23 protein-coding genes are annotated in these 26,237 nt (G+C 64.6%); 12 read left to right on the top strand and 11 right to left on the bottom strand.

Translation table 11 applies throughout. From position 1 onward, the window contains the following. Positions 1-139: 139 nt before the first annotated feature. From OKW43_RS16775 to OKW43_RS16745, 7 genes are all read left to right on the top strand, one after another. Positions 140-1,102, top strand: coding sequence for a LysR family transcriptional regulator (locus OKW43_RS16775; RefSeq protein WP_429448560.1), 963 nt, complete (start codon positions 140-142; stop codon positions 1,100-1,102). A gap of 58 nt (positions 1,103-1,160) precedes the next feature. Further along, a complete protein-coding gene (locus OKW43_RS16770; RefSeq protein ID WP_429448558.1) occupies positions 1,161-1,727 on the top strand; it encodes a paraquat-inducible protein A in 567 nt (188 codons plus the stop codon). Then, positions 1,724-2,347 (top strand): paraquat-inducible protein A, encoded by a 624-nt coding sequence (locus OKW43_RS16765; protein WP_429448556.1) that lies wholly within the window; start codon positions 1,724-1,726, stop codon positions 2,345-2,347. Before OKW43_RS16770 ends, OKW43_RS16765 begins: the two co-directional genes overlap by 4 nt. Then, positions 2,344-4,005, top strand: coding sequence for an intermembrane transport protein PqiB (locus tag OKW43_RS16760; RefSeq protein ID WP_429448554.1), 1,662 nt, complete (start codon positions 2,344-2,346; stop codon positions 4,003-4,005). The genes OKW43_RS16765 and OKW43_RS16760 overlap by 4 nt, the downstream gene beginning before the upstream one ends. Continuing rightward, positions 4,002-4,628: a PqiC family protein gene (locus OKW43_RS16755; RefSeq protein WP_429448552.1), complete on the top strand. Its 627-nt coding sequence runs from the start codon at positions 4,002-4,004 to the stop codon at positions 4,626-4,628. The genes OKW43_RS16760 and OKW43_RS16755 overlap by 4 nt, the downstream gene beginning before the upstream one ends. Positions 4,629-4,676: 48 nt before the next feature. Beyond that, positions 4,677-7,169: a DUF3772 domain-containing protein gene (locus OKW43_RS16750; protein WP_429448550.1), complete on the top strand. Its 2,493-nt coding sequence runs from the start codon at positions 4,677-4,679 to the stop codon at positions 7,167-7,169. Between the two features lie 248 nt (positions 7,170-7,417). Continuing rightward, positions 7,418-7,849: a DDE-type integrase/transposase/recombinase gene (locus tag OKW43_RS16745; RefSeq protein WP_429448548.1), complete on the top strand. Its 432-nt coding sequence runs from the start codon at positions 7,418-7,420 to the stop codon at positions 7,847-7,849. Here the strand turns inward: OKW43_RS16745 and OKW43_RS16740 are convergent. After that, positions 7,809-8,471, bottom strand: a complete 663-nt coding sequence (locus OKW43_RS16740) for a 4Fe-4S dicluster domain-containing protein (RefSeq protein WP_429451696.1) — start codon at positions 8,469-8,471, stop codon at positions 7,809-7,811. The two genes, OKW43_RS16745 and OKW43_RS16740, sit on opposite strands and share 41 nt — an antisense overlap. A 97-nt stretch (positions 8,472-8,568) precedes the next feature. Here OKW43_RS16740 and OKW43_RS16735 point away from each other — a divergent pair, with 97 nt between their 5' ends. Together OKW43_RS16735 and OKW43_RS16730 are read left to right on the top strand one after the other, a co-directional pair. Further along, positions 8,569-8,850 carry a hypothetical protein gene (locus OKW43_RS16735; protein WP_187633778.1) on the top strand — a complete coding sequence of 94 codons (282 nt, stop codon included), beginning with the start codon at positions 8,569-8,571 and terminating at the stop codon, positions 8,848-8,850. Between the two features lie 322 nt (positions 8,851-9,172). Then, a complete protein-coding gene (locus tag OKW43_RS16730; protein ID WP_376776337.1) occupies positions 9,173-9,298 on the top strand; it encodes a hypothetical protein in 126 nt (41 codons plus the stop codon). 464 nt (positions 9,299-9,762) lie between these two features. Here the strand turns inward: OKW43_RS16730 and OKW43_RS16725 are convergent, their stop codons facing one another. After that, the gene (locus OKW43_RS16725) at positions 9,763-10,152 is read right to left on the bottom strand and encodes a hypothetical protein (protein WP_187633779.1); all 390 of its coding nucleotides are present in this window, start codon (positions 10,150-10,152) and stop codon (positions 9,763-9,765) included. Positions 10,153-10,433: 281 nt separating this feature from the next. Here OKW43_RS16725 and OKW43_RS16720 point away from each other — a divergent pair, with 281 nt between their 5' ends. Both OKW43_RS16720 and OKW43_RS16715 read left to right on the top strand, forming a co-directional pair. Then, complete coding sequence (locus tag OKW43_RS16720) at positions 10,434-10,985, top strand: hypothetical protein (protein WP_187633780.1); 552 nt, start codon at positions 10,434-10,436, stop codon at positions 10,983-10,985. A gap of 87 nt (positions 10,986-11,072) precedes the next feature. Continuing rightward, entirely contained in the window at positions 11,073-12,473 is a 1,401-nt protein-coding gene (locus tag OKW43_RS16715) for a hypothetical protein (protein WP_429448545.1), read from the top strand. Between the two features lie 59 nt (positions 12,474-12,532). Here OKW43_RS16715 and OKW43_RS16710 read toward each other — a convergent pair whose 3' ends face one another. The 5 genes from OKW43_RS16710 to OKW43_RS16690 all read right to left on the bottom strand — a co-directional run bounded on the left by OKW43_RS16710 (position 12,533) and on the right by OKW43_RS16690 (position 20,133). Further along, positions 12,533-14,776, bottom strand: coding sequence for a polysaccharide biosynthesis tyrosine autokinase (locus OKW43_RS16710; protein ID WP_429448543.1), 2,244 nt, complete (start codon positions 14,774-14,776; stop codon positions 12,533-12,535). 49 nt (positions 14,777-14,825) lie between these two features. Next, a complete protein-coding gene (locus tag OKW43_RS16705; protein ID WP_429448541.1) occupies positions 14,826-15,965 on the bottom strand; it encodes a polysaccharide biosynthesis/export family protein in 1,140 nt (379 codons plus the stop codon). A 39-nt stretch (positions 15,966-16,004) separates the two neighbouring features. Beyond that, complete coding sequence (locus tag OKW43_RS16700) at positions 16,005-17,390, bottom strand: undecaprenyl-phosphate glucose phosphotransferase (protein ID WP_187633784.1); 1,386 nt, start codon at positions 17,388-17,390, stop codon at positions 16,005-16,007. 54 nt (positions 17,391-17,444) lie between these two features. Continuing rightward, a complete protein-coding gene (locus OKW43_RS16695) occupies positions 17,445-19,046 on the bottom strand; it encodes a sugar phosphate nucleotidyltransferase (protein ID WP_187633785.1) in 1,602 nt (533 codons plus the stop codon). Between the two features lie 91 nt (positions 19,047-19,137). After that, positions 19,138-20,133 carry a GlxA family transcriptional regulator gene (locus OKW43_RS16690; protein WP_187634018.1) on the bottom strand — a complete coding sequence of 332 codons (996 nt, stop codon included), beginning with the start codon at positions 20,131-20,133 and terminating at the stop codon, positions 19,138-19,140. A gap of 880 nt (positions 20,134-21,013) precedes the next feature. On the opposite strand from OKW43_RS16690, the gene OKW43_RS16685 reads away from it, so the two are divergent. After that, positions 21,014-21,163, top strand: coding sequence for a hypothetical protein (locus OKW43_RS16685; protein ID WP_429448539.1), 150 nt, complete (start codon positions 21,014-21,016; stop codon positions 21,161-21,163). Between the two features lie 16 nt (positions 21,164-21,179). Here the strand turns inward: OKW43_RS16685 and OKW43_RS16680 are convergent, their stop codons facing one another. The 4 genes from OKW43_RS16680 to OKW43_RS16665 all read right to left on the bottom strand — a co-directional run bounded on the left by OKW43_RS16680 (position 21,180) and on the right by OKW43_RS16665 (position 26,145). Next, positions 21,180-22,682, bottom strand: coding sequence for an MFS transporter (locus tag OKW43_RS16680; RefSeq protein WP_429448537.1), 1,503 nt, complete (start codon positions 22,680-22,682; stop codon positions 21,180-21,182). 60 nt (positions 22,683-22,742) lie between these two features. Beyond that, the gene (locus OKW43_RS16675) at positions 22,743-23,993 is read right to left on the bottom strand and encodes a CaiB/BaiF CoA transferase family protein (RefSeq protein ID WP_429448535.1); all 1,251 of its coding nucleotides are present in this window, start codon (positions 23,991-23,993) and stop codon (positions 22,743-22,745) included. Continuing rightward, on the bottom strand, positions 23,990-25,006 hold the full coding sequence (locus OKW43_RS16670) for a hydroxymethylglutaryl-CoA lyase (RefSeq protein WP_429448533.1): 1,017 nt from the start codon (positions 25,004-25,006) through the stop codon (positions 23,990-23,992). Before OKW43_RS16670 ends, OKW43_RS16675 begins: the two co-directional genes overlap by 4 nt. 245 nt (positions 25,007-25,251) lie before the next feature. Beyond that, a complete protein-coding gene (locus OKW43_RS16665; RefSeq protein ID WP_429448531.1) occupies positions 25,252-26,145 on the bottom strand; it encodes a LysR family transcriptional regulator in 894 nt (297 codons plus the stop codon). Positions 26,146-26,237: the final 92 nt, after the last annotated feature.

Below are 26,237 nucleotides of genomic sequence, written 5' to 3'. Positions count from 1 at the left end.
ACCGAGCTTCCATCTTTACAGGTTTGGACTTTAACATAACTAAACTGTATGGTTTATTTACGTTGACAGCAACAGTATGTTTTCACTATACTGAACCGTATGGTTTTGAATTTTGATTCACTCTGGATTGCGAACACTTATGGACCATCTCGAAACGCTGCGGACCTTTTGTACCGTCGTCGAAATGCAGAGCTTCACGCACGCCGCGAATGCGTTGGGCATCTCAAAGACAGTCGTCTCGCGCGCGATAACGGGGCTCGAAACCAGGCTCGGTGTGCGTCTTTTTCAGCGCACGACCCGTCACCTCGCACTCACTGAATCCGGGGAGGAGTTTTACGGCGGCTGCTCGCGCGTGGTTGCTGAACTGGACGTGCTCGAGGCCGGTACCGGAGAGCGCGCACGCGAGCCTGCGGGGGTACTGCGGCTCGTCGCCCACACCACCGCGGCGCTGATAGAGCTGCCACCGCTGATCGCCGGGTTCCGTGCCCGGTATCCAGCCGTGCAGCTCGAATTGACGCTGGCGGAACGGCCAGTCGATCTGATCAAGGAAGCCTTTGATCTCGGCATCGTGCTGCCGTTCATGCTCACGAGCGAGCTGACGATCACCCGTTCGTTGTGCCGCCTGCCCCTCGCCGTGGTGGGCTCCCCCAGCTATCTGCGGGGGCGCCAGCTACCGCAAAGGCCCAACGATCTCGCCGCATTCCGCTTCGTCACAATGCTGGCATCGATCAGCGAACCACAACTGCGGTTCCGGCGCGGTGGCGAACAGATTGCCGTGCCACTGGAACACGACGTGTCGACCAACAACGCCGCGTTGAACAAGGAACTGGTGATGAGCGGTGCTGGTCTCGGCGTGTTGCCTCTTACGATGGTCGGCAAGGAGCTGGACGATGGGCGCCTCGTCCAGCTGCTGCCCGACTTCGAACTCATGAGCGGGGACGCCGAACTCAGGCTCGCATATCGCGACCGGAGCCTGATGACGGCGAAGGTCCGGGCGTTCATCGACTATGCGACGTCGTACTTCGACGCGCGCGCCACTCAGGTGGACCACGCGCAGCAACGGCGGAAGACGGTGGCCGCCGGCAGTGACAGGCCGTCCTGACTGCCAGATGCTCATGCAAACCTTCCCTGATCTCGTCGTCTGCGAGCATTGTGACGGCGTGTACCGCCGCCGCGCGCTGGCCACGCGCGAGGTGGCGCGCTGCGGGCAATGTTCGGCCGTCCTGTATCGCGCAAGCCAGCTCGATGTCGATCGGTGGCTCGCGCTAACCGTCGCCGCAGCCATCGTCTTCGTGATCGCCAACGTCTGCCCGGTGATCCGGATCTCCCTGCGGGGCCTGCACAGCGAGACGACGCTCTGGCAGTCCGCGGCAGCGCTGGCGCACGGCGCGGTTGCACCGATTGCGCTCGCCACTGCGGCGATGATCGTCGTGGTGCCGCTTCTGCAGATCGCGCTGCTCGGCTGGGTGCTGGCATTTGCCCGCGCCGCACGCCGGGCGCCGGGTTTCGCGTGGAGCATGAGGCTGCTTGCGATGCTGCGCCCATGGAGCATCGTCGAGGTCGGCGTACTTGGCATGCTCGTAGCCGTCATCAAACTTTCCAGCTTCGTGCAGGTGGCAGCCGGTCCCGGCATCTGGGCCACGGCAACGCTGATGGTGCTGATCCCAGTGATCGCCAGTCGCGATGTCCACTTGCTGTGGGAATGGACCGACGCGGAGACAGCATGAAGCCACCTCCTCGCGCGGGGCAGCTAGGCCTGATTTCCTGCCATGGATGCAGACTGGTTTGCGCACATATGCCGCGCGTGGACCGACACGCCCAATGCCCGCGCTGCAAACGAGCCCTGCATCGACGGCGCCCGGACAGCATCGCACGGTCGTGGGCGTTCCTGATCGCGTCCCTGATTTTCTACATCCCCGCCAACGTGCTGCCGGTCATGCACACGAGCCTTCTGGGACACGGCAGCGACAGCACGATTCTCTACGGCGTCGTGGAGTTCTGGAAAGCAGGGTCCTGGGGCATTGCGTCGGTGATCTTTATTGCAAGCGTAGTCGTGCCGTGCGCCAAGTTCCTGATCCTCAGCATGCTGCTCGCGACCACGCAACGTCGCAGTCGCTGGGCAATGAGCGAGCGTGCCCGTTTGTACCGGCTCGTCGAAGCGGTCGGCTACTGGTCGATGCTCGACGTGATGGTGGTGGCAATCGTCTGTGCGTTGGTCAGCTTCCATGCGCTGTCCGACAGCGAGCCGCGCATCGGCATTCTCTTTTTCGGCCTTGTGGTGATTCTCACCATGCTCTGCGCCATGAACTTCGATCCCCGACTCATCTGGGACGCTGAGGAAACATGAATCCTGTATCAAGCAAGCCGCTACCCGAACCCCGGGATCCCGTCGTCACCTACGGCCGCTGGCGGCTATCGCCCGTCTGGCTCGTACCTCTCATCGCCGCGCTGATCGGGCTGTCGATGGTGATCCACGCGTGGCTCTCGGCGGGCCCGGAAATCGCCATCTCGTTCAGGACGGCGGCGGGGCTGGAGGCCGGCAAGACCCCTGTCAAATACAAGGACGTGACGGTCGGAACCGTATCGACGGTCGCGCTCAGCGACGATGGCTCACACGTGGTCGCCTCGGTTTCGCTTGCCAGAAGCGCGCGGAGCCTGGCGCGCGCGGACAGCCGCTTCTGGGTCGTCCGGCCTCGTTTGGGCATGACCGGTGTCTCGGGTATGGACACGCTGCTGTCCGGCGCCTATATCGGCGTGGACACCGGCGCTTCGGAGGTCGCGCGCACAGCGTTCACGGGGCTGGAGACGCCTCCCGCCGTCATCAGTGGGACGCCGGGATCGAGTTTCCCGATTCATGCGGACGACCTAGGTTCGCTCGACATCGGCTCGCCCGTTTACTACCGGCGCATTCAGGTCGGCCGCGTCGCGTCGTATAGGCTCGACGCCGATGGCCACGGCGTCAGCGTACAGATCTTCGTCGATGCTCCGTACGACCGGTTTGTCACGGCGGATACCCGCTTCTGGAATGCGAGCGGGGTCGACCTCTCGCTGGGCGCCGACGGTTTCAAGCTCAAGACGCAATCCGTGGCCGCGATCGTTGGCGGCGGAATTGCGTTCGCCACGCCCGTCGGTAGCACGACCGCCGGCGCAGGCGGCAGCCGGTTCAATCTGGCGAAAGATGAAGAGACGGCGATGGCGCCGCCAGACGGTCCGGCCCAGTACATCGAGCTGCGCTTCGCACAGTCGCTGCGCGGCCTGTCCAGGGGCGCTCCCGTGGTGTTTTCGGGAATCAACTTCGGGCGGGTGGTTTCCATGAAACTCGATTACGACCCGGCCACGCAGCGTTTCCCTATGATCGTCGGCATCGAGGTCTATCCGCAGCGGCTCGGACCGGTGCTCGACAAGCTGCCCAGAATAAATGGCGATATCGAAAAGGTCGCGGATTTCCTGTCCACCATGGTCGCGCACGGTCTGCGCGGACAGGCGCGCTCCGGCAATCTGCTGACCGGACAGCTCTATATTTCGCTCGAGTTCGTACCGAACGCCCCGAAGGTCTCATACGACGCCGATGCGCGACCGCTGACGCTGCCGACCGTGAGCGGCGGCTTCGACCAGTTGCAGGAGCAGGTGGCGAGCATCGTCGGCAAGATTGACAAAATGCCGCTCGACTCCATCGCACGCCATCTCGACACGGGTCTGGCGGACCTGGACAGCACCCTGAAGCAGATCAACGGCCAGGTGCTGCCGGCGACCACGCAAACCCTGCAGCAGGCTCGCCAGACCTTCGGCGCCGCGCAGGGCATGCTGGCCGAAGACGGGCCGCTCCAGGAAAACCTGGGCCAGACGCTGCAGGAAGTGCAGCGCACTGCCCGCTCGCTGCGCACGCTCACTGATCTGCTCGGCCGCCATCCCGAAGCGCTGCTGCGCGGCCATGCAGCGGATCAGTCAGCCATGGCCCCGGTAACCGCGGCCAGCCCCTCCGCTTCACAGGAGTCGAAACAATGAGTTTTTCAGCCCGCGCCAGCCTGCGCGCAGTCACGCTCACCGTCGCGCTGGCCCTGAGCGCCTGCGCGTCCGCGCCAGTGCACTACTACACGCTGGTTTCCCCGGCAGCACAGCCCGCTTCGGCCCAGCCAGCCGCGCCGTTCGCGATCGACGTGCTGCCAGTGGGTGTTCCCGCCGAGCTCGACCAGCAGGCGATGGTCGTACGGCAGGGCGACAGCGGCGTTGCCGTGCTCGACGACGAGCGCTGGGTCGCACCGCTGGGCGATCAACTGCGCGCCGCGCTATCCACCCAACTGGTGCGCCGCCTGGGCACCCAGGACGTGGCCGGTCTCACCCGGCCGATCAATCAACCGGTGCTGGGCATCAGGCTGCAGATCCGGCGCCTCGACGCCTGGCCGGGGCACGCGGTGCAGCTCGAGGCTGACTGGAGCCTCGGTTTCGCGCAAGACCCCAACGGTGCCCGCCTGGCCTGCCATACGCAGCTGCAGGAGGCGGCGCCGGGTGGTTACGCGGACCTGGTGCGCGCTCAGCAACTCGCCATTGCGAGCCTGGCCGGCCGCATCGCGGAGGATGCGCGAGGCTGGGCGCAGTCGCGACAGCGCGGCTGCACGCCACAGGCCTGAGCCATCGCACCCCATACCCAATTACGTGCCCTTGCCGGGTCCACCATCATGCGCAAAGTACCGTACTTCGTCTTTCGTCTTGCCCTGCTGGCACTATTCAGCCTGATTCTCCCGACAGTCTGGGCAGCCACTCCGTCGGAGTTCATCGCAATTGCGCCTCTGGCATCGCCTGGCGATGACACTGAGACCCTGGCAATCCTGGGGAAGCTGCAGACTCAACAGGACCAGATCAAGCAGCGGGCATCAACGGCGGCAAGCGACGCGCAATTCGTCGAGCTGCAGACAGCAATCCAGCAGCTTTCAGCTCGGGTGGACAATCTTTTGGCGACGTCATTGCAGCCCGGGCGCGCGAAATTACAGGCCCAGCTTGACGTGCTCGGTCCTGCGCCGGTTCCGGGCAACACCGTCGAAACACCGGCGGTCGCCGAGCAGCGGGTCGCTATTGCGGCACAGCGGGCGCGGCTCGACGCCGAATTCAGGCAGGTGGAAACCATCAGGGAGAACCTGCCGAAGCTGACTACCCAGATTGGCCGGCTGCAGCATGACTATCTAAAAAACCAGCTCGCCTTTCGCTCCGGCAGCATTCTGGGCCGTGCGTTCTGGGCCCCGCTCTTACAGACTGAACCGACGGACCTTGACCGGCTCAAGGTATTCAATTCACTGATTACCGGTCAACTGCAGTCGGCGTGGCAACCGGGCGAGCGACTCACGATCGTACTGATGCTGCTGCTCGCGCTCGGAACATGGACAGCAGGCGCCCATCTGCTCGAAAGCGCACTGGTATGGTTCTGCCTGCACCGCCTTCCCGAGGGCCGTTTGCGACGCAGCGCGATCGCGCTGTCGACCACGCTCACCAGCGTGGCGTGCGCTGCATGCGCAGTCCGGCTCATCTATCTTGCCCTGACTCATCACCAGCCACTCAACGCCAACCTGCAGGATTTCGCCAGCGAACTGATTACGCTCGCCCTGACCTGCGCGATGATCGCGGGACTGGGCCGGGCGCTGCTGTGCAGTGAGCGGCCCTCGTGGCGCCTGATAGGCATGGCCGATCCCGTGGCGCGCGCCATCCAGCCATTTCCCAGGATACTTGCCGCCCTGCTCATGCTCTCCGGCACGGTGGAGCAGTTCAACAGAACAGTCGATACCAGTCTGCAGATGACGCTGCTCGGTCGCGGGTTGGTGTCGCTGGTGGTCGCACTGACCATCGGCGCTGCCCTGCTGCGGGCGAACCGCGTGCGTAGTGCGCTGGCCGCCGCAGGAGAACCGCCGGAGGCCCGCTCGACCGTCGCCGGGTTGATCCACGCCGGTGTCGCCATTGCCGTCGTGGGCGCGCTGTTTTCGCTGCTGACCGGCTACATTTCGGTTGCTCGATTCCTGACCTATGAACTCGTCTGGGTCGACCTCGTCCTGTGCAGCTTCTACCTGCTGAGCAGGCTAACCCAGGACATCTGCGAAAACCTCTTCTCGGCGCGCCACGCCAGCGGGCAAACGATCAGGCAGCTATTCGGGCTGGACGACATTCACCTCGAACAGGCTTCGACGGTGATGTCCGCGGTGGGCCGCAGCCTGCTGCTGGCGGTCGCGGTCGTCGCGCTGCTGACCGGCGGCTTCGGCACCACGCCCGCCGGCCTGGCTAGCAGCATCCTCGAGATCGTCGGCGGCAACCGGCTGCGCGGGCTGAACATCGTTCCGGATCACATCCTCAACGCGCTCCTCGCTCTGGGTATTGGCCTGTACCTGCTTCGGTCCGTGCGCAAATGGCTGGATCAGGAGTTGCTGCCCAAAACCGGTATGAGCGCCGGCATGCGAGCCACCCTCCTCGCGCTATTAGTCAACACGGGCCGCGTGCTGATCACGCTGCTGACGCTGTCGATACTGGGTGTGCGGTGGACCAGCCTCGCATGGATCGTCAGCGCGCTGTCGGTTGGCATCGGCTTCGGGCTTCAGGAAATCGTCAAGAATTTTATCTCCGGGCTGATCCTGCTGACCGAGCGCCCGGTCAAGGTCGGGGATATGGTCAGTATTGCGGGCGTCGAGGGCGACATCCGCCGCATCAACGTTCGCGCTACCGAAATCCAGCTCGCCGACCGGTCCACGGTCATCGTTCCCAACTCCCACCTCATCTCGCAGAACCTGCGCAATGTGACGATGGGAAACCGGACCCAGGGTGTCACGACCCTCACGCTCACCTTCCCGTTGAACATCGATCCCGAACAGGTGCGCGATCTGCTGCTCGCGGCGTACGAAGCGCACCCGTCGATACTTGATCATCCGGCACCGTCGGTCATGTTCAGTCAGCTCGCCGCCGACGGCATCACATTGAGTGTCACCGGCTACGTTCGCAGCCCCAGGGTAACGGCTGATACGAAGAGCGACCTGCTGTTCGACATTCTCAAGCGGTTGCGTGCAGCGGCCATTACGTTGGCGACCCCGCAGACTGTGATCGTTCGAGATCTGCGGGAAGCTGACACCTTCGTCCATGACCGCTCTCCTGACCGGAAAGGCGTTGTCCGCACGGGAGGCGGATATGTGAACGTGTAGGTAGAAAGATCCTCGCGACTACATGTGGACAAGGAGCCAGTCGGCGCCGGGGCCAATGCCAGGAGGTGAGCGCCAAACCAGCCTCCGCGACATCGAGGAGCTGCTATTCGAGCGCGGGATTGTCGTCAGTTATGAAACGATCCGCCGCTGGTGCGACAAATTTGGCAACGGCTTCGCGCATCTGGTCAAAGCTGCCCGTCGCAAGCCCGGTACCATAAGGCACCTCGACGAAATGTACGTGACGCGGGGTGGCGAGCGAGCCGTACCTTTTATGGCGCGCTGTCGATCAGCACGGCATTGAACTCGACATACTGCTACAGGAGCGGCGCGACAAGAGTGCAGCGAAGCGCTTCTTCAAACGCGTACTCACCTCATGTGGCGAAGTGCCACGCAAGATCGTCACCGATCAGTTGCGCAGTTATATCCGGCCGCCAAAGCGGAGATCCCCGAATTGGCAAACGTCAGGCACGTGTTCGTCAAAGCCAGCGCTCGGGTCAACAACAAGAGCCGAGAATAGCCACCAGCCTACCCGAGAACGCGAGCGGCGCATGCGGGGCTTCCGTGTTCCTGACAGCACGCAGGCTTCATTCGTTCTGTTCAGGATTGGATACGCATCCAGCTTCGTCGCTGTGCTCATGATCACGCGACCTCCATGCTGTTTGTCGACTTGGCGAGGCTGACCTCACCAAGGTAAACGCTTTCGCCCAATTCGCACTTGCGCCACGCGTTGCCGAGGGCGTGATGGATTTCGACCCGGTAGCCGCCACTGTCCTTCACGAGACCGTCGAACCGGAAATCGCCGAACTGGTCGGACACGGTTTCGCCTACCTTCTGATTACCGACGTAAAGTGCGACGACCGCATCCGTGACGCATTCGACCATGTCTCCCACCCGGGCGCTGACGCTTCCCCCGATGAAGCAGGTTTCCCAACGCTCGAGGCCGCTGTACCACACGCGCGGCTTCGTACCCAGGTTTGGCCGCAGTACCTTGAGTCCCTCGCGCTGGGCCTTCTCGGCCATCGCTGCGTCATCGAGCCTGACCGTCTCGAAGACGTCGGTGGGACATGACTGCTGGCAACGCGGCTGGGGCCAGCCCTGGTCGAACAGATGGGCATCGAAAATCCAGGTCTGCGGCAGTTGCAGCTCATCGTTCCAGACGATCGCCTTGTACGGGCAGGACTTCACGATGTCCTTCCGGCCCCGCGCCTTGTCCGGATCGATGATGACGATGCCGTCGGCGCGTTTGCGAATGACGTCGCCGCCCACCCGCATGCAGGGCGCTTCGTCGCAGCGGTTGCACATGACCGGCAGATGGGTGGTCAACATCCTGCGAATTGACTTGCATTGCGATCAAATACTGTATAAATTAACAGTACTGTTTTTATATACAGGATCGGTCATGAACCAGCTCATCCGCATCTTGAACGACGGTGACCGCGAAACGCTTGCGTGGTTGCGCAAGCATGTCGGAGACGTGCGCGTGGCTGCTGCTGCGCGACATCTGGCAGGCAACGGCAAACCGTACCTGTCTGCGGTGTGCCGCTATCTCGGAGTACGTCCACCAAATCCTCATCAACATAGCCGGCCTGTTGAAGACTGCACGGTCGGTGATAACTATCTTGCCCAGATCCGCCAGTTGCTGGAACCGCGAAACCAGGCATTGTTGAAGCGTCAACCTTGATGATGCGAGTTGCTGCGAATCTTCCGGCAGATAACAGAATGATTAACGACTCTGTGATTGATATGGATGTCCACGATATCAATCCTGTCTCCCTCGAACGCGTACTCCGCAGCGCGTCGCTGGATCTCCAACAGATCATTGCAACGGTCGCAAGTCGTTACCTCAACAATGACCGTCACCGTTACTAAAACTAAAGCGGCGCGCAATTGCCGACCTGGCGGACGCCGCTGACAATCGACGAACAGGTCTTTGAGAATCGGGGCTTCCGGCGAGGCACAACGAGAAAGTGCGCTCGACGTTTGTCCGATTTTGCGACAGTCGTTTGTCCGGGATGGATCTCGACGAACCCGTCGACTGGCGACGTGACGACGACAGCTTGCCAACTGTGTACCTGCTCGTGCGCGCACTGATGCAGACCGACGCTCCCGATGTGGCCACTCAGGACTAATGCGCCGATATTGGTCGTTGGCCGTTATAGTTTCAGGTGCGCTCCAGAAAGTTCAGAGTTAAGCGAACCAAACTCCAGATAGTTCAAACTTAAGTGAACCGCAGGTTCAGAGTTGGCTGAGCAGTACGCCCCGAAAGCATTATCAAAGCGGCATGACCAATTCAAAATTAAATGAATCTCGACAGCTGGCGAGGTTTTGCCGCGACCGGGGCTACGCGCGCGCCGCGGCGCAGTCGTGGGCGCCGGCAGCGATTCCAGCAAAAACAAACACTTGCGACGAGATTCAACGATTGACGCCGGGCCGCAAAGGGGCAATACCGCAGCCAAACGTCAGCCGTGCACGGCAATCCGTGTCGACGGATTTCCCATCCCCGGGGGAAACCCTCACCTGATTAAGCATAAGCCTGCAAGGTCCAACGAGCCGCGACAACAACCGGTTCGTCCCGCTCAGCTCACTTCCCAACTCACTTCTGCGCGCGCGGGTGCAACGCATTACCCGCCATCCACTTGAGCCGTTCGCAGTTGACCTTGATGCGCGCCGCGAATTCCTGCGGATCGCGCTCACGCAGCGCGTTCATCTGGCTATTGGTCTTGTCGGCGCGCTGCCAGCCCGTGTCCCAATGCTGATCGAAATCCGTCACACCCGTCAGTACCCTTCGGAGCCGCTCCTTGTAGGCGCCGATGCGCTCGGGCGACACGTCGCAGAACGCCTGCGCGAAGCTCGCGCGCTCGCCCGCTGTCTCCGCGCTCATGTCGGCGTTGCTCGCGCCGTTCGCGAGCGGCGCGGCGAGCGACAGCATCGACAGACAGAGCGCTGCGCAAAACGGCCGGTAGCGATACGATAGGTTCTTCATGTTCGACTCCTGACGATCCTTCGTGGCGACCAGGGATTGTCCCGATCTTCAACGCCGCCTCGCTGATTGTGTCCTGATTGCACTGCACGATGGCGTTTTCGCGCGCTATCGGATGCATCGCGTGGTCAAGCCGCGGTGCTACGCTCGTTGAAGCAGCATTCGCGACGTGCCCGTCCGGGGGCGAACAACCAGCTCGAACCGGACGCGCAACAAGCACATAACGAAAGCACGACACGAAATCAAACACAAAAAGGCGAGACATCGCTGCGGGAGTGACTGCGATGGCATTTAGAACATATACCGTACTGACGCTGTTGGTGATGAGCACTGCCGCATTCGCGTGGCGGCCCGTCACCTATCCGATTCGAAGCCAGAGCCCTTACGAGCGCGGCGTCGACAACGCGATGTGCTACGCCGAGGCGAACCGGTCGACCGGGGTCAACATGGCCCACGAGTCGCAGATTCCGCAGCGTCGGCCGCCGGCGGCCAAAGGTGCGTCGACCGGCGTACCGTCGAAGCCGCCGCTTCCACCCAGTTCCTTCTCAGCCGCGCCGCTGCCGTGGAGCGCGAGCGCGCCCGAAGCCGCGAGCGCGCCGATGGCGGGCGAGCAAGCGCCTGGCGGCGCATCGTCGGCGAAACCCGTCAACGAAGCTGCGGCCGGCGCCAGCGCGAGCGCGGCACCCGGCGCGTCGGATGGGGCGGCCGCTTCGATGCAGGCCAATGCGGCATCGAACGTGAAGCTGCCGCCGCTGCCCGCGCCCGAGCCGCCGATGACGCGCTATTGGGCCGCCTACGGCGCGTGCATGCAGGCGCGCGGTTACGTCGTCCAGTAGTCCAGGCGACGCCGCCTGCGAGCGTCGTTGCATTCATTCTCTTTCTTTGATGGCGCCGGCCTTCGGCGCCAGTGGAGCGACACGGCCATGCCGCGCGACACGACCTCCGATCAGCCATTCTTTCACCACTGCGCATGCTGCGGCGTGCCGCTGCCGGGCCGCTTTTCGCCGTGTCCCGCGTGCCATGCGCTGCCGATTGATTCGTTCGATTCGGCCGACAAGCCCGGCGAGCGCACCGCGCGATCCCGAGCGCTGAGCGTACCAGGCATGCAGTTCGAACCGCTGCCAGCAGCCGCGAGCTTGCCGGCGGACCGTTCGTCGCGACGCTCCGCGCAAACGAAGATGAGCCCCTACGATCTGGTCGACGAAGCGACCTTCGAGCCCAGCGGCCGTCGACGGCGGCACCCGCTCGCGTTGGCCGCATTCGCGCTCGCGACGCTGGGCGCCGCGTATGTCGGCTTCGTTCTTGTCAACGGCGACGATGCGAGCGTCGACACGCCGGTCACGGCTTTCGGCACGGTGCACTCGGAGAAGCCTGAGCAGAACGTCGCGCCGAATGCGGCGCCGTCTGTCGCCGTGGCGGCGCAGTCGGCCGCGCCGCAGCCGGCCGCGCCGAAGCCCGCGTCGAGCGTCGCGCAACCGCCGCGTCCCGTTGTCGTCGTGCGGCAGCAACCGGCGCCCGCGCCCGCGGCCTCCGTCGCGCCACCGGCACCCCCGATCGTCGCGATCGCGCCATCGTCGCCGCCCGTCGTTACGACTGCGCCGAGCACCGCGCCATTGACACCACCCGTCGTGGCGACCGCGCCTGCGGTAGCACCATCGTCATCGCGCGTCGTGGCGACTGCGCCGAGTGCCGCGCCATCGTCACCCCCGGTCGTTGCGGCCGCCCCCACCGCAGCGCGACTGTCACCGCCCGTCGTTGCGGCCACGCCCACCGCAGCGCCAACGACGAAATCGAGTGCTGCCATCACCGCGCCCACACCGCGCGGCACGGCAGTCGCGTCGATCAAAACCGGCACCAACACCAGCACCGACACGACGGCCGCCACGCTCACTCGAGCCGACCAGCTCCGCGCCGACGCCGAGCGTCATCTGAAAGCCGCGCACGGCTATCTGCAACGAGGCAATCTGTCGGCGACCAAAGCGCGCCTCGCGGCGGCAATCACCGCACAGCCGGACAATCGCGACGCGCGCAGCATGCGCGCCCACGTGAGCACGCTAGAGCAGCAACGCGACGCGTTGCTGAGTCTCGCGCGCGGCTGCAGCACCATCGGACATTGGGAGTGCGCGTCGCACAACGCAAACGAAGCGTTGCGGATCGATTCGAGCAGTAAGGCCGCGCAGCGGCTCGTCGCGCTCGCGTCGCAGGAGTCGGCGTGGCAAACCCTACCGCCGCCGCTGCAAGAGTCGCGCGAATTGCGCGATCAGGGCGATCAGGGCGATCAGGGCGATCAGGGCGATCTGCGCGATCTGCTGCGTCATCACTAAGGACTTCGAGGTATCTCGCGGGACGGCGGCACCACGGACGCGCCGCGCGGGCAGCAGTGTCAGCCGGCGATGCTGTCGTAGCCGTAATAGCCGCCCTGATACCCCGAGCCGAGGAACGCGGCTTCCTGCGGCACGTCGGTGAGCAGCACGCCGCGCAGGCCGACGCCGCCGTTACGCAGCCGTTTCGCGGTTTCGATGATCTCGTGCAGCGGCTGACGTCCATGCCGCACGACGAGCAGCGTCGTCGCCGCGTATTTGCCGATCAGCGTCGAGTCGGTCACGGCGAGCACCGGCGGGGTGTCGATGATCACGACGTCGTATTGCGGCTTCAGCACCTCCAGCATCGCTTCGAAGCGTTTGCTCATCAGCAGCTCGGCCGGGTGCGTGGGCAGCGTGCCCTTCGCGAGCACGTCGAGGCCGGGCAGCACGTCGCGCTGGATCATCGCGTCGAGATCGCCGCCGCACAGCACGTCGGACAATCCCGGCCGATGGCTGACGCCGAAATGCGAATGCACGTCGCCGCGCCGCATGTCGCCGTCGATGATCAGCACCCGCTTGTGCGCCGACGCGACCAGCGTCGCCAGATTCACCGACAGGAACGACTTGCCCGCATCGGGCCGCGAGCCGGTGATCATCACGACGTTGTTGGCCGCGTGATCGAGCGACAACTGCAACGAGGTGCGCAGGTTGCGCACGCCTTCCACCGCGATATCCTCGGGCGCCTGCTGCGCGAGCACATGCTGCCCGAGCTGGCGCAGCGACACCTTCTCCTGCAGCCGCAATTGCGTCTGGCTGCGCGGCACCACCGCGAATACCGGCACGCCGAGCATCCCCTCGAGTTCGTCCGGGCGCTCCACGCCGCCGCGCATCGCGCGCCGCAGAAAGATCAGCAGCAAGCCGAGCCCGAGGCCCCCGCCGAGCGAGATCAGGATCACGAGCATGCGCCTCGGCCGCACGGGATCGTCGGGCGTTTCGGCGAAGTCCACCACGCGCACGCCGCCAACCTGGCCGGCCTGCGCCACCCGCAGTCGCTGCACGCCGTTGAGCAGGTTCATGTACAGCTCGGTGTTCACGTGCACGTCACGCTGCAGACGCAGCGCGGTCTGCTCGGTGTCGGGCATCGTCGAGACGCTGCGGTTCATCGTGCTCTGCGCGCCCTGCAACGCGGCGATCTGCGCATCGAGCGCGGCGACCATCGGATGGTTCGGCGTGAAATGCTGCAACATGTCCGCGCGCTGCTGCTGAAGATCGAGCAGCTTGGTCTTGTTGTCGACGATCTGCTGCAGCAGCAGTTTGCTTTCTTCGCCGAGATCGACGGTGCCATGCGTATTGCGGAATTTGCCGTAGCGCTCTTCCGCGTCGTCGAGCGCCTTGCGCGCGTCGGGCAGTTGCTGCTCGAGAAACGCGAGCGTGTGCTCGGACTCGGTCGAACGGCTCGCGAGATCCTGCCGCACGAACTGACGCGCCACGTTGTTGACGATCGCCGCGGTCAGCGCCGGGTCGGCGCCTTCGAGGCTCACCCGGATCACGCCGGAGTCCTCCGCCGCTTCCTGCACGACCATCGTCTTCGCCAAACGCTCCACCGTGCCGAGCGTCGACGCGCGCGTCAGCTCGAAACGCGAGCCGGGCGCCCCGACCAGTGTGTCGACGTGCAGCGTGATCGGGCCGACCGCGGTATCGGTCTGCACGGTCTCGCCGACCCGCCCCGACAGAATCGCGCTGCCGTGAGGATCGCGCAGCATGTAGGTGTTGCCGGCGCCCGCGACCAGCGTGAAGGTCTCGCCATACAAGTCCTTCGACGTGTCGAAGCGCGACACCGCGATGCTCTCGTTGCCCCACGCGAAGCCGCGCAGGTCGACGAACGACGGCACCCGGAACCACCAGTGCCCGTTCACGAGTCCCGCGATCCTGCTACCGATCACCGGCAGATACCGCGGTTTCGCCGTGATGTCGAGATGCAGCGCGCGAACCGCTTCCTCGGTGACGAGACGAGACTTCAGCAGCTCGATCTGCGCCGCGGTCGACGGCTTCGAACCATACGCGCCGGGAAGCGGCGAGCCCGCATCCCGGCCGTTCGCATTGACGTTGGCCGCGTTCGCCGTTCTGTCCTCGACGCGAAACAGCACGTCCGAGCGATAGACCGGCGGCGTGAGGAACGCATACGCGCAACCGAGCGCGAGCGCGATCAGCGTCACCGTCACGATGGTGCGCCAACCGCGCACGATCGTGCGCACGTAGTCCGACAGGTGCGACTGCCCCGGTTCATACACGCCGGCGTAACGGTTTTCGTAATTGATTGCCATGTTTTCACCCAACAAGGCCTGCCGGTTCAGATATCGCGTCACGCATGCGTCACTTCGACACGACGACTCCCGTCACCGCCGCGTTGATCGCAGGCAACAGCAGGTTCAGCACACGGTTGAAGCGAACCAGACCGCCCTGACCGACGTACACGATGTCCTTCGGCTGCAGCTCGAACTGGTTCGCGAGCAGCATCGCCACCGGCGAGGTCGCATCGAGGTGATAGATCTGTGGCGACTGGCTGGTCGAATCGCGGATCACGAACAGTTGCTGCCCCGCCGCCGTGTTCGAGTCGAAGCTGCCGCCGTCGGAGATCGCCTGCGACAGCGTCAGCGAGCCGTTGCGCAACGGCAGCACGGTGGCCGGCTTGTTGACTTCGCCCATCACGTAGACGCCGCTGTCTTCGCGCGCGTTCACGCGCACGGTATCGCCGGGCTGCAGATAGATATCCGACGGATTGTGGCCGCGCTTGACGAGGTCGTCGATGTTCAATGAATAGGTCGTGCCGTTGCGAATCAGATCGACGCGGCTGCGATCCGCGGTCGTCGTGAAGCCGCCGCTCAGACCGATCGCGTTGGTCAGCGACATCGGAATGTCGTTGATCGATTGCGTGCCCGGCGTGCGCACTTCGCCGTCGATATACACCGTCGCGTTACGGAACGACGCGACGCGCACCGTCACTTCAGGCTTCTGATAGACCTTGCTCAGCCGCGCATACAGCTCGCGCTGAATCGTCGCGGCGTCCTTGCCCGCGACGTGCAGGTTGCCCGCATACGGAAACTGGATGTCGCCTTTCTCGTCGATCAGAAAGCCCGGCATCGCATCGGAGATGCGCGAGTTGCTCGGCGGCTGGCCGAGCGCGGCAGCGAGTTCCGGGTGATCCCACACGACGATCTGCAGCACGTCGCCCGGGCCGGCCCGGTAGACGGCCGGCTTGCCGAACAACGACGTCGTCCCCGGCGGCAGCACCGAGGCCTTCTGGTCGGCGCTCATCTTCTTCAGCAGTTCCAGATTGATATCGGTAATCGGAATCTGCTTCTGCTGCGCAGCTTCGGTACTGAATTCGCCCCCCGTGTCCTGAATCGTGGCCGGCGTGATCATCCGTTGTCCCGGTACGATCGAGCATCCGGAAAGCAGTGCTGCTGTAGTGAAAACCACAAGACTTCCTGTGCGAAAACCAAGCGAGCTCATGATCTTTCCTCCTTCGCCCCGAGGCGTTGTTATCGACTTCTAGTAAGCGTTTCGATGCACCAGTCCGGCGACAATCGTCGCGCCGATGATCCGCATGTCGAGTGCGAACGACCAGTGACCCAGGTAGTACAGGTCATGTTCGACGCGGCGCTCCATCTTCTCGATGCGGTCGGTCTCGCCACGGAAGCCGTTGATTTGAGCCCAGCCCGTGATTCCCGGTTTGATCCGGTAGCGATTGATATAGCCCGCGACCACCTTCTGATAGAGGTCGTCGTGCTCGAGCGCATGGGGACGCGGTCCTACGACCGACATGTCGCCACGCAACACGTTGAAAAATTGCGGCAGCTCGTCGAAGCTCGTGCGACGCAGGAACGCGCCCACCTTCGTCACGCGCTTGTCGTTGCGCGTCGCCTGGCTCAAGGTGCCCTTCGCTTCGGTATGCACGCGCATCGAGCGGAACTTGTAGATCGTAAACACACGGCCGTCCGCGCCCTTGCGCTTCTGCTTGAACAGCACCGGTCCGCGCGAGGACAGCTTGACCGCGATCGCGATGCCAATCAGCAGTGGCGCGAGGGCGAAAAGCGCGACCGCCGCGAACAGCCGGTCGAAAATTTCCTTCTTCAGCATCGCGTTGGCCGACAGCGGCGACGCGACCAGATTGATCGCCGGCACGCCGAGCAGATCGACGACGCCACTGCCTTCGAACAGCGCATGGCTGCGCACGTCCGGCATGAAACGGATATTCACGAGGTCATCGCGAAACTCGTCGATCAGCGCGCAGATCAGCGGCTCCTCGGACAGCGAAAGCATCAGCCATAACTCGTGCACGTCGTTGGTGCGAATGTAGTCCGCCAGCAGATCGACGCGATCGAACACCGGCACGCGCGGATTCGTCACGCCGGAGTCGTCCGGGCGCGTGTTGTAGACGGCGGTCGCGCGAAAACCCGCGCCCGGCGCCGACTCGATGCGGCGCAGTATCGCATCGCACTGCGAACCGCTGCCGACGATCGCGACCTGATGCAGGTTCATGCCCGCGCCGCGCGCCCGCGCCAGCAGCGCGTGCGTGATCACCCGGCTCGAGATCAGCAGACCGCCCGTCGTCGCGGTCCAGTACGAGAACCACAACCGTGACACGATGTCGATGCGATGCAGCGAGTACATCAGCACCAGCGCGCAGGCCTGCACGATCAGCCACGCGAGCGACACCTGACCGGCGAGCCCGAGCTTCGAGCGGCCGCGCCACGATTCGTAGACGCCGAAAGCGGGGAAGATAGCGAGCGCGAACGCAGCCGAAAACATCGCCAGCGCCCAGTAGAAACCCGACTGGCCGAGATAGTCAAAGCGGATGCGCGACGCCACGGTCGCACCCGTCAATACCAAAGCGACATCGAAAATCCGCGCCAGCAGATCCTGAAACTTGCGCATTTCACTTACCTCGTTCTGCCGTTCCTGTTCGCAAATGGGGCGTGCATGGGCTGCCTAAGGGCAGCGGCCGTAGTTGTCGTTGAACCTCACGATGTCGTCTTCGCCGAGATAGGTACCCGACTGGATTTCAATGATTTCGAGCGGCACCTTGCCGGGGTTTTCCAGCCGGTGACGTGTGCCGAGCGGAATGTAAGTCGATTCGTTTTCGCTGAGCAGGAACTGCTCTTCGCCGCGCGTGACGAGCGCGGTGCCGCGCACCACCACCCAATGCTCGGCGCGGTGATGATGCAGTTGCAGCGACAGCTGTGCGCCAGGCGTCACGACGATGCGCTTGACCTGGAAGCGCTCGCCGCGATCGATCGAGTCGTAGAAGCCCCACGGGCGCCGCACCTTGCGATGCGCGTCGGCCTCCGGCGCGTGCTGCGCCTTGATGCGCGACACCAGCCCCTTAACGTCCTGCACGTGCGAGCGATCCACCACCAGCACCGCGTCGGCGGTCTCGACCACGACGACGTTCGCGGTGCCGACGCACGCGACCAGCCGCCCTTCCGAATGCGCATAGCAGGACACCGCGCCTTCGAACGTCACGCGGCCGCGGCCGGCGTTGCCATTCGGGTCCTTCTCCATTGCGGCCCATACCGCGTCCCACGAGCCGAGGTCGGACCAGCCGGCTTCGAGTGGGACCACGACACCGGCGGGCATGGCCGCGGCCGGGCTTTGAGCCTGCGCATCGGTCGGTGCCGCGGCTGGCGTTTCGAGCTTGCTCGCGCTGTCGCCCTGGGCCGACGGCTCCTCGGCCAGACGCTCCATCACGGCGTAATCGATCGAATCGGCGGGCACGTCGAGGAAGCCGTCGTGCGACGGCCGGAACACGTCGCCGTCCTGGCGGCCGCTCGCGAACGCGCTTGCGCACGGCGCATGCATGTCGGGCCGCAGAGACGCGAGCGTGTCGAGCCACACGCGCGCGCGCACGATGAAGATGCCGCTGTTCCACCAGTAGGTGCCCGCCGCAACGTACTGCGTCGCGATTTCCTCGGCGGGCTTCTCGACGAAACCGTCGATCGCATGGCCCCCGGCGGCCAATGCCGCGCCGATGCGGATATAGCCGAAGCCGGTGTCGGGACGCGTCGGCGGCACGCCGAGCGTCGCGATCGCGCCCTCGCTCGCGTGATGCGCCGCGCACACGAGCGCGCGCTGCAGCGCGGGCACGTCGGCGATCGCGTGGTCGGCCGGCATCACGATCAGGATTGCGTCGTCGCCGCCCGCGCACGCGAGCGATGCCGCAAGCGTCAGCGCGGGCGCCGTGTCGCGGCGCGCGGGCTCGACGATCAGACGCGCGTCGACGCCGTTCTCGTGCAGTTGTTCGGCGATCACGAAACGATGCTCCTCGCCGCACACGACGATCGGCGATGCGTCGACGCTCCAGCCCGCGGGGAAGCCATCGAGCCGCCGCGCAGTCGCCTGCAGCAGCGAGTCGGAGCCGACCACGTCGATCAGCTGCTTCGGAAAGTTTTCGCGCGACACCGGCCAAAGCCGCGTGCCCGAGCCGCCCGCGAGAATGACGGGGACGATGTGCGCGCAGCGCGCGCCAGCCACCCCGGCGCTTGCGCCGTTCGGCTCGACGGATCGGGCGCTCACACCTGCCTGCGTCAACATATCGGGCATCCTCATCGTTCTGCACGGTACGACAAACAACGGGCCCGGCCTCCGCCTGTGCTGCGCGGCTGCCTGATTGGCCCCGTATGCGCTACTCGCCCGCCATGCGGCGGCTTTGAATCCTGAACTCAGTCGGCGAAATCCTCATCCGCTTGCGAAACACTTTCGCGAGCCGGTCGCCGTTGCCCATCCCGGTGCGGCGGGCGATCTTGTCGACCGGCAATTCCGATTCGGTCAACAGGCTGCACGTCACCGCGAGGCGCTCGTGCAGCAGGAAACTCGACGGCGTGATACCCATTTCCAACTTGAAGCGGCGCAGAAAGTTGCGCTCGCTCATCGCCGCGAACTGCGCGGCATCCGCAATCGAAATCGCCTGCTGGCAGTTTTCCTGCAGCCAGCGCGCCGCCGCGCGAACCTTGTCGCCAGGACTCATGCCGCCGTCTTCGCCGAGCAACGGCGCGAGGTTCGTCGACGAGTCGGACAGCAGCCGTTCGGCAGCCGAGCGTGCGGTCGCGTTGCCGAGATCGCGCTTGATCATCGCGAGCGCGCTGCGCATCGATTCGAGCCGGTCGCTGACTTCGACGACGCCCTGCTCCGCCGCGCGCCCGCCATTCGTGGCCAGGGTTGGCTGGCGCGCGCTGCTCGCGTCCTTGTCCTCGGGCAGGGACGCCGCGTCGAGCACCGAGCGCCCTTCGGCGATCGGCCGGATCATCGCGGTGTTGCGACGTACGCGCCGCAGCCACCCGAGCAGCCGCTCATCGCGCGCCGCCGATGCGGCGCCCTTGCCGCCCGCCACATAGAGCGCGTCGAAGCCGCCGTAATGGCGCGCGTCGAGGCCGTCGGTCCATACGCGCAAACCCGACGATGAAGTCACCATGCCGCCGTCGGCGGACAGGAACGACACGTCGTAGAGCCACGCGCCCGAACCGGAAGTGGCAAGTTCGTTGGCAGCCTGAAACACCTCGGCGATAACTCCCGCCCCCTGCAGCGAGCAGTCGTTGAACATCAGAATCGCGACACGACGCACGCCCTTGTTCGGCGCATGCACCCAGCGCAGCATTGCAGACTCGAGACTCGCGCAGGTCATAGTCATCCTCTCGACAGAAAACGATCTACTACACCTTTTACGATCACGCACAATGCGAACTCCGCGCAGTGCATCATAGCGACGGCCTCCAGCACTCCGCCGCCGTGTCCGAAAGTGCAGACATATTGGCACTATGACTACGTGATCGGCCAGTGCAATTCGGCGCAATACCGAACGACCGCCTTTTGAATGGATTAATCGTCTATCCGCATATGGTTGAATATGCACTCGCGAAGCTTAATGCAATTCGGGAATTGAATGCGTACGCCACCGCACACTGCGGGGCACTCGAAAAACGGCGTCCCTTCGCCTTATCCACCCGATGGCGCGTATTTTGAAAGTTATTTTTTGCGAGAACGCCGGCTCGATGAGTCGAAGTCACCCCCGTCCTCCCCGGCATACTCGGGCCTGATCGAAAACTTTCGCTGACAGTGCCGGCAGCGCGGCCCAACTGATCCTTCCGGCGTCCAAATAAGCATTCGACGCGCCTGAAAAAATTATTTAATCCATTTTTTATTTCTATCAGGAATATAAACGCGGCGATTGACGTTTCAAACTTGAAACATCGATATCGGACGACTTTAGCGTGCCCCGCAATAGGCGGGCGAATGGCGGAATATGTCGGATGGACCGGGTCCCATTCCGCCAACCCGGTTGCGGAAATGCGCTATGAAGTTTCCGCCAGGCGGGTTGCGCATAGCGGACGAAGTCCGCCATCGCCTTAGGCAACGATGATGACGCCCGATCAGAATGCGCCGCGCAATGGCACGATCCGGCGAGAATTCGGCGTCGACTGACAGGTTTACGGCGGGCAAGCGCACAGAGAAGTCAAGCTTGAACGGTTTACGATGCCCCCGACAAACGCGCTGGAACCGCACACATGAACGGCATTTCATGGGCCACGCTGATACTTGCCACGATGATCGGCGGGCTGCTGTTCGCGATGATCGGCATGGTGCTGCTCGCGCTGCTGCTCGGCAACGTGTCGGACCGGCTGTCGAGCAACGACGAGACCCGCCAGGACTCCTAGCTACTTCGAATCCTGGCTACTTCGAAATATCCTCGAGCGCGACATCGCGCGTCTTCGGTCCCAGCGTACCGATCGCGACCATCACGATCGCCATCGCGCCGGAGATGAACATAAACACGCCGTTCACGCCGAAGCGACCGAGGCAGGCGGCAATCACGAACGCCGAGAACATCGCCGAAATCCGGCTCCACGAATAAACGAAGCCGACCGCGCGCGCCCGGATGCCGGTCGGAAACAGTTCCGCCTGGTACGCGTGATAGCTATATGAAATGATGTTGCCGGCGAGCACGAGGCACACGCCGAGACTCACCAGCAGCACCGTCTCACGCGCCTGGCTGAACGCAACTCCGCATACGACGTTGACCGCCGCCATGCAGATGATGACGGTCTTGCGCTCGAAGCGATCGGCGATCAGCAACCCGAGCAACGGCCCGAGCGGTGCCGCGATCGCGATGATGCTCGCGTACATCAGACTCGTCGTCACCGTGATGCCCTGCTTGATCAGCAGCGTCGGAATCCAGTTCGCGAAGCCGTAGTAGCCCATCGTCTGGAACACGTGAAAGATGATCAGCATCAGCGTGCGCTTGCGATACGGCGGCACCAGCAGATCGCGAAACGCCGCCCGCGCGCGCACCGGTTCGGGCCGCGCGGGCTCGGGCAACGGCAGGCCGCATTGGCGCTGATATTCGCGCGCGACGCGTGCTTCGAGACGCGTCATCACCGCGTCGGCTTCGTCGAGGCGGCCTTTTTGCGCGAGCCAGCGCGGGCTCTCCGGCAAGCCACGGCGAATCCACCACACCACGATCGCGCCGAGCGCGCCGATCAGCACGACCACACGCCAGCCGTCGAGGCCGAACACGTGCTGCGGCACCAGCAGATACGACAGGAACGCGACGATCGGCACCGCGCAGAAGCCGACTGCTTGCGAGCACGCTGAAGCGCGGCCGCGAATGTACTTCGGCACGAGTTCGGAGATATATGTGCCGATCGTGACGATCTCGACGCCGATGCCGATTCCCGCGATAAAGCGCCAGCAGTTCAATCCGAGCGCCGTGTGCTGGAACGCCATCACGATGTTGGCGGCCGTGTACCACAGCAGCGACCAGGTGAATATCGCGCGCCGGCCGAAGCGGTCGGCGAGAAAGCCGCAGGCCGCCGTGCCGATGAAAAGTCCCGCGAACAGCGCGGCGATGAAACTCGCGACGCCGCTCGTGCCGAACAGGCCGCGCGTCGTGGCCGTCAGCAGCCCGCTGTGCACGAGTCCCGGCGCGATATAGCCGGAGTACATCAGGTCGTAGAGTTCGAAGAACATGCCGAAGCTCAGCAGCATCACGAGCTGCCAGATCGTGCGAGTCGCGGGTAGCCGGTCGAGCCGTGCGGAAATGCGCGCGCCGTCGAGCGCGATCGCGCCGGCGCGGCCCGAGCCTGCCGCATCGGCGCCCGCGTCCGTGCGTGAGTCACCCAGCGCACCGGCGTCGCCGAGCGCCGATGCGTATACCGCCTGATTCGACGATTTCATCGTCTGTCTCCGAATTTTTGGTCTATTGCCGGTTGAAGCGAATGAAGCGCGGCACGACGCTCACGCGGCCGCGCGCGGCCGCGCTTGCATGTCGCCGCCTAGCTCCGCGATCCGCGCGTCGTCAAAGCCGAGTTCGCGCAGCACGTCGACGGTGTGCTCGCCGATTCTCGCGATGGGCCGACGGGGCCCAAGACGCGCACCGTCGATCGAAATCGGCAGCAACGGCATCGCGGTTTCGCTGCCGTCCTCGAGCGTCAGCGGCACGAGGCCGCCGCTGGCGTTCAGGTGCGGATCGTCGAACAGTTCTTCGGGCTTCGTGATCGACGCGAACGGAATGTGATTCCGCTCGAACAGCGGCACGAGCGTCGCGCCGTCGAGACGGCTCAGGCTTTCGCCGAGCGTCTGCAGCAGCCAGCCGCGCGCGAGCACGCGGTCGTTGTTGGTCGCGAGGCGCGCATCGGCGAGCAGATCGTCGCGTTCGAGAATCGCGCACAGCGCGCGCCACTGCGCGTCGCCCGTCGCGGCGATGAACATCTGCTCGCCGTGCGCGAGCGTGAACACGTCATAGACGGCCCAGGCGCTGATGCGCTCCGGCATCGGCGCGGCGGCCACGCCGGTCGCCGCGAACTGCTGCATGTGCTGCGCGCAGAGCAGCACGCAGTTCTCGAACAGCGCGCTCTGCACCTCCTTGCCGCGGCCGCTCGCGTGCCGCTCGTGCAGCGCGGCCAGCACGCCGATCGCGCCGAACATGCCGCCCATGATGTCGTTGACCGAGCTGCCCGCGCGCAGCGGACGGCCCACCGGCCCGGTCATGTATGCGAGCCCCGCCATCATCTGCACGACTTCGTCGAGCGCGAGACGATGTTCGTAAGGACCATTGAGAAAGCCCTTGTGCGACACATAGATCAGCTTCGGGTTACGCTCGCGCAGCGTCGCGTAATCGAGGCCGAGACTCGCCATGCGGCCGGGCTTGAAGTTTTCGACGAATACGTCGGCGGTATCGACGAGTTGCTTCAGCGCGGCGAGACCGGCTTCGCTGTCGAGATCGAGCGCGACGCTCTTCTTGTTGCGATTGAAGGTCCGGAAAAAGCCCGCGCCGGTGCCGAGCAGCCGGCGAGTGCTGTCGCCGCGCGGCGGCTCGACCTTGATCACTTCGGCGCCGAGGTCGCCGAGAATCATGCCGCAGGTCGGACCCATCACCATATGCGACAACTCGATCACGCGGATGCCCGCGAGCGGCAACGCGCCCGGCTGCCGCGAAGACGTTGACGACGAAGACGAAGCGGAGGGGGTGGAAGAAAGCGGAGTCATTGCGGCACCTGCGGAACGGAAGAATGGGGACGACGCAAAGATTCAGAGTACTCGACGGGTTCGCGCGCACCCGCTTGCGCGTGCGCGAACTGCTTCGGCAATCCCGCTCGCGCGAGATAGCCGTGCAGCGGCTCACCCGGCAGCGCTTGCGCCAGCACCGCGCGCGATGCGAGCAGCCGTGTGATGTCGATACCGGTGTCGTAGCCCATGCTTTCGAGCATGAACACGAGGTCTTCGGTATTGACGTTACCGGTCGCGCCCGGTGCATGCGGACAGCCGCCGAGTCCGGCCAGCGACGCGTCGAACTCGCGGATGCCGTGACGCAGCGCGACCAGCGTGTTGGCCAGACCGAGGCCGCGCGTGTCGTGGAAATGCAGCGAGCGCAGCCTGTCGCCGGCGACGCCGCGCACCAGTTCGATGACCTCGGCGACCTGGCGCGGGGTCGCTTCGCCGGTCGTGTCGCCGAGCGCGATCACGTCGGCGCCGGCCTGCACCGCGGCGCGCGCGATCGCGGCGATATCCGCGTAGGGCACCGCGCCCTGCAGCGTGCAGCCGAACACCGTCGACAAACCGGCGATCAACTCGACGCGGCGGCCAGTTGTCGAGGACGCGCCATCGATCAGCGCGCGCATCGCGGCGAACGCGTCGATCATCTGCGCGGGTGTCTTGCGCACGTTCGCGGCGCTATGCGCGGCGCTCACCGAAATCGGCGCGACGATGCGCTGCACGCCGGCGTCGAGCGCGCGCTGCGCGCCCTTCAGATTCGGCACGAGCGCGGTCACGCTCAGATCGTCGTAGCTGAGGGCGTGCGCGACTACGTCGGCGGCATCGGCCATCTGAGGCAGCAGCTTCGCCGGCACGAACGACGCGACTTCCATGTGGCGCACGCCGGCCGCGTAGGCGGCGTCGATCCAGCGCCGCTTGTCGTCGGTGGACATGATGCGGGCAATGCTTTGCAGACCGTCGCGCAGACCGACTTCGGTCACGACGACGCGCTCGCGGGTGTCATTCATCGGTTTGAATCCTGATCGTGTACGCGGGCCAGGGCGGCCCGTTGGATAGAAGTGATGCGCTAACTGGATCACAGCGTGCCCGCGTGCTGGGGCGCGGCAAAGTCTGCTTTGACGACGCACACCATCGCCGCTCGCGATGGCCGCTCAGGCCGATGGGGCGGGCTTTGACGCTTGCCTGGGTGAAATGCCTAGGGGTTTGTCTGGGGACGTGGCGAAGGCGCGGGTGACGACGCGCGTCGCCCGTCTTACATCATGCCCAGCAGATGCTCCAGCAAACGCGAGGCCGCCAGCGTCAACGCCGCGCGATCGCGCATGCAGATCACGAAGCGCCGCTCGGCCCACGCGTCGCGCAACGGCACGGCGACGATGCCGTATTCGTCGGCGGCATGGCGCGGGAGCGCCTCACGCGGCAGGATCGCGACCGCGAGACCCGCCTGGATGAAGCGATATGCGGCATCGAACGTCGACACATAGGTGCGGTAATTCAACTCGCTGCCCTTCTCCAGCGCGATGCGCTGCATCAGCGCGTTGACCGACGCATTCGATGCGAGGCCCAGATGATCGAACGACAGCGTCTGCTCGAAGCCGATCTGCGTCTCGCCCGCGAGCGGATGCGCACGCGGCACGATCAGCGCGAGATGGTCGGCGCGATACGGCAACGTGTCGAGACTGCCGAGCGGCACCGTGTCGCGACAGATGCCCAGATCGGCGACGCCCTCTTCGAGCCCACGCACGATGTCCGCGCTAACGCGCTCCTCGACGTCGACCCGAATCGCCGGATTCGCCCGCAAAAACGCCGACAACGCCTCGGGCAAAAACTCCACCATCGACGACACGTTGGCGAGCACGCGCACATGCCCACGCGCGCCGGCCGCGTACTCGCTGAGTTCGGCCTGCAGGCGTTCGTGGCCGCGCATGATGAGCCGCGCGTGGCGCAACAGCGCTTCGCCGGCGGCGGTCGTGCGCACGCCGCGCTGGCTGCGCGACAGCAATGCGACATCGACGAGCGCTTCGAGATCGGCGAGTCGCTTGCTGACCGCCGACGGCGCGATGAACTCGCGCTCGGCCGCGCGCGCGATCGTGCCTTCCTCGCATACGGCGATGAACAAGCGCAGTGTCACCTGATCGATTTGCCACATCGGCGCAGTGGATTCGTGGGTTGGGGGTGGGGGGAATTATGGTTGATCGCGACGTCTTTAGCAGCCATCGCGAGCCGGCAGATTAGTTTCGC

The organism is Paraburkholderia sp. WC7.3g (assembly GCF_050436345.1).
Taxonomy (GTDB): Bacteria; Pseudomonadota; Gammaproteobacteria; order Burkholderiales; family Burkholderiaceae; genus Paraburkholderia; species Paraburkholderia podalyriae.
This window is presented reverse-complemented; position numbering and strand designations above follow the sequence as displayed.

Bases quoted from the DNA above. Each gene is read 5' to 3' on its own strand.
- OKW43_RS16775 (WP_429448560.1), top strand. From the start codon at position 140: ATGGACCATCTCGAAACGCTGCGGACCTTTTGTACCGTCGTCGAAATG.
- OKW43_RS16765 (WP_429448556.1), top strand. From the start codon at position 1,724: ATGAAGCCACCTCCTCGCGCGGGGCAGCTAGGCCTGATTTCCTGCCAT.
- OKW43_RS16760 (WP_429448554.1), top strand. From the start codon at position 2,344: ATGAATCCTGTATCAAGCAAGCCGCTACCCGAACCCCGGGATCCCGTC.
- OKW43_RS16755 (WP_429448552.1), top strand. From the start codon at position 4,002: ATGAGTTTTTCAGCCCGCGCCAGCCTGCGCGCAGTCACGCTCACCGTC.
- OKW43_RS16750 (WP_429448550.1), top strand. From the start codon at position 4,677: ATGCGCAAAGTACCGTACTTCGTCTTTCGTCTTGCCCTGCTGGCACTA.
- OKW43_RS16740 (WP_429451696.1), bottom strand. From the start codon at position 8,471: ATGTGCAACCGCTGCGACGAAGCGCCCTGCATGCGGGTGGGCGGCGAC.
- OKW43_RS16735 (WP_187633778.1), top strand. From the start codon at position 8,569: ATGAACCAGCTCATCCGCATCTTGAACGACGGTGACCGCGAAACGCTT.
- OKW43_RS16725 (WP_187633779.1), bottom strand. From the start codon at position 10,152: ATGAAGAACCTATCGTATCGCTACCGGCCGTTTTGCGCAGCGCTCTGT.
- OKW43_RS16720 (WP_187633780.1), top strand. From the start codon at position 10,434: ATGGCATTTAGAACATATACCGTACTGACGCTGTTGGTGATGAGCACT.
- OKW43_RS16715 (WP_429448545.1), top strand. From the start codon at position 11,073: ATGCCGCGCGACACGACCTCCGATCAGCCATTCTTTCACCACTGCGCA.
- OKW43_RS16710 (WP_429448543.1), bottom strand. From the start codon at position 14,776: ATGGCAATCAATTACGAAAACCGTTACGCCGGCGTGTATGAACCGGGG.
- OKW43_RS16705 (WP_429448541.1), bottom strand. From the start codon at position 15,965: ATGAGCTCGCTTGGTTTTCGCACAGGAAGTCTTGTGGTTTTCACTACA.
- OKW43_RS16700 (WP_187633784.1), bottom strand. From the start codon at position 17,390: ATGCGCAAGTTTCAGGATCTGCTGGCGCGGATTTTCGATGTCGCTTTG.
- OKW43_RS16695 (WP_187633785.1), bottom strand. From the start codon at position 19,046: ATGTTGACGCAGGCAGGTGTGAGCGCCCGATCCGTCGAGCCGAACGGC.
- OKW43_RS16690 (WP_187634018.1), bottom strand. From the start codon at position 20,133: ATGACCTGCGCGAGTCTCGAGTCTGCAATGCTGCGCTGGGTGCATGCG.
- OKW43_RS16685 (WP_429448539.1), top strand. From the start codon at position 21,014: ATGAACGGCATTTCATGGGCCACGCTGATACTTGCCACGATGATCGGC.
- OKW43_RS16680 (WP_429448537.1), bottom strand. From the start codon at position 22,682: ATGAAATCGTCGAATCAGGCGGTATACGCATCGGCGCTCGGCGACGCC.
- OKW43_RS16675 (WP_429448535.1), bottom strand. From the start codon at position 23,993: ATGACTCCGCTTTCTTCCACCCCCTCCGCTTCGTCTTCGTCGTCAACG.
- OKW43_RS16670 (WP_429448533.1), bottom strand. From the start codon at position 25,006: ATGAATGACACCCGCGAGCGCGTCGTCGTGACCGAAGTCGGTCTGCGC.
- OKW43_RS16665 (WP_429448531.1), bottom strand. From the start codon at position 26,145: ATGTGGCAAATCGATCAGGTGACACTGCGCTTGTTCATCGCCGTATGC.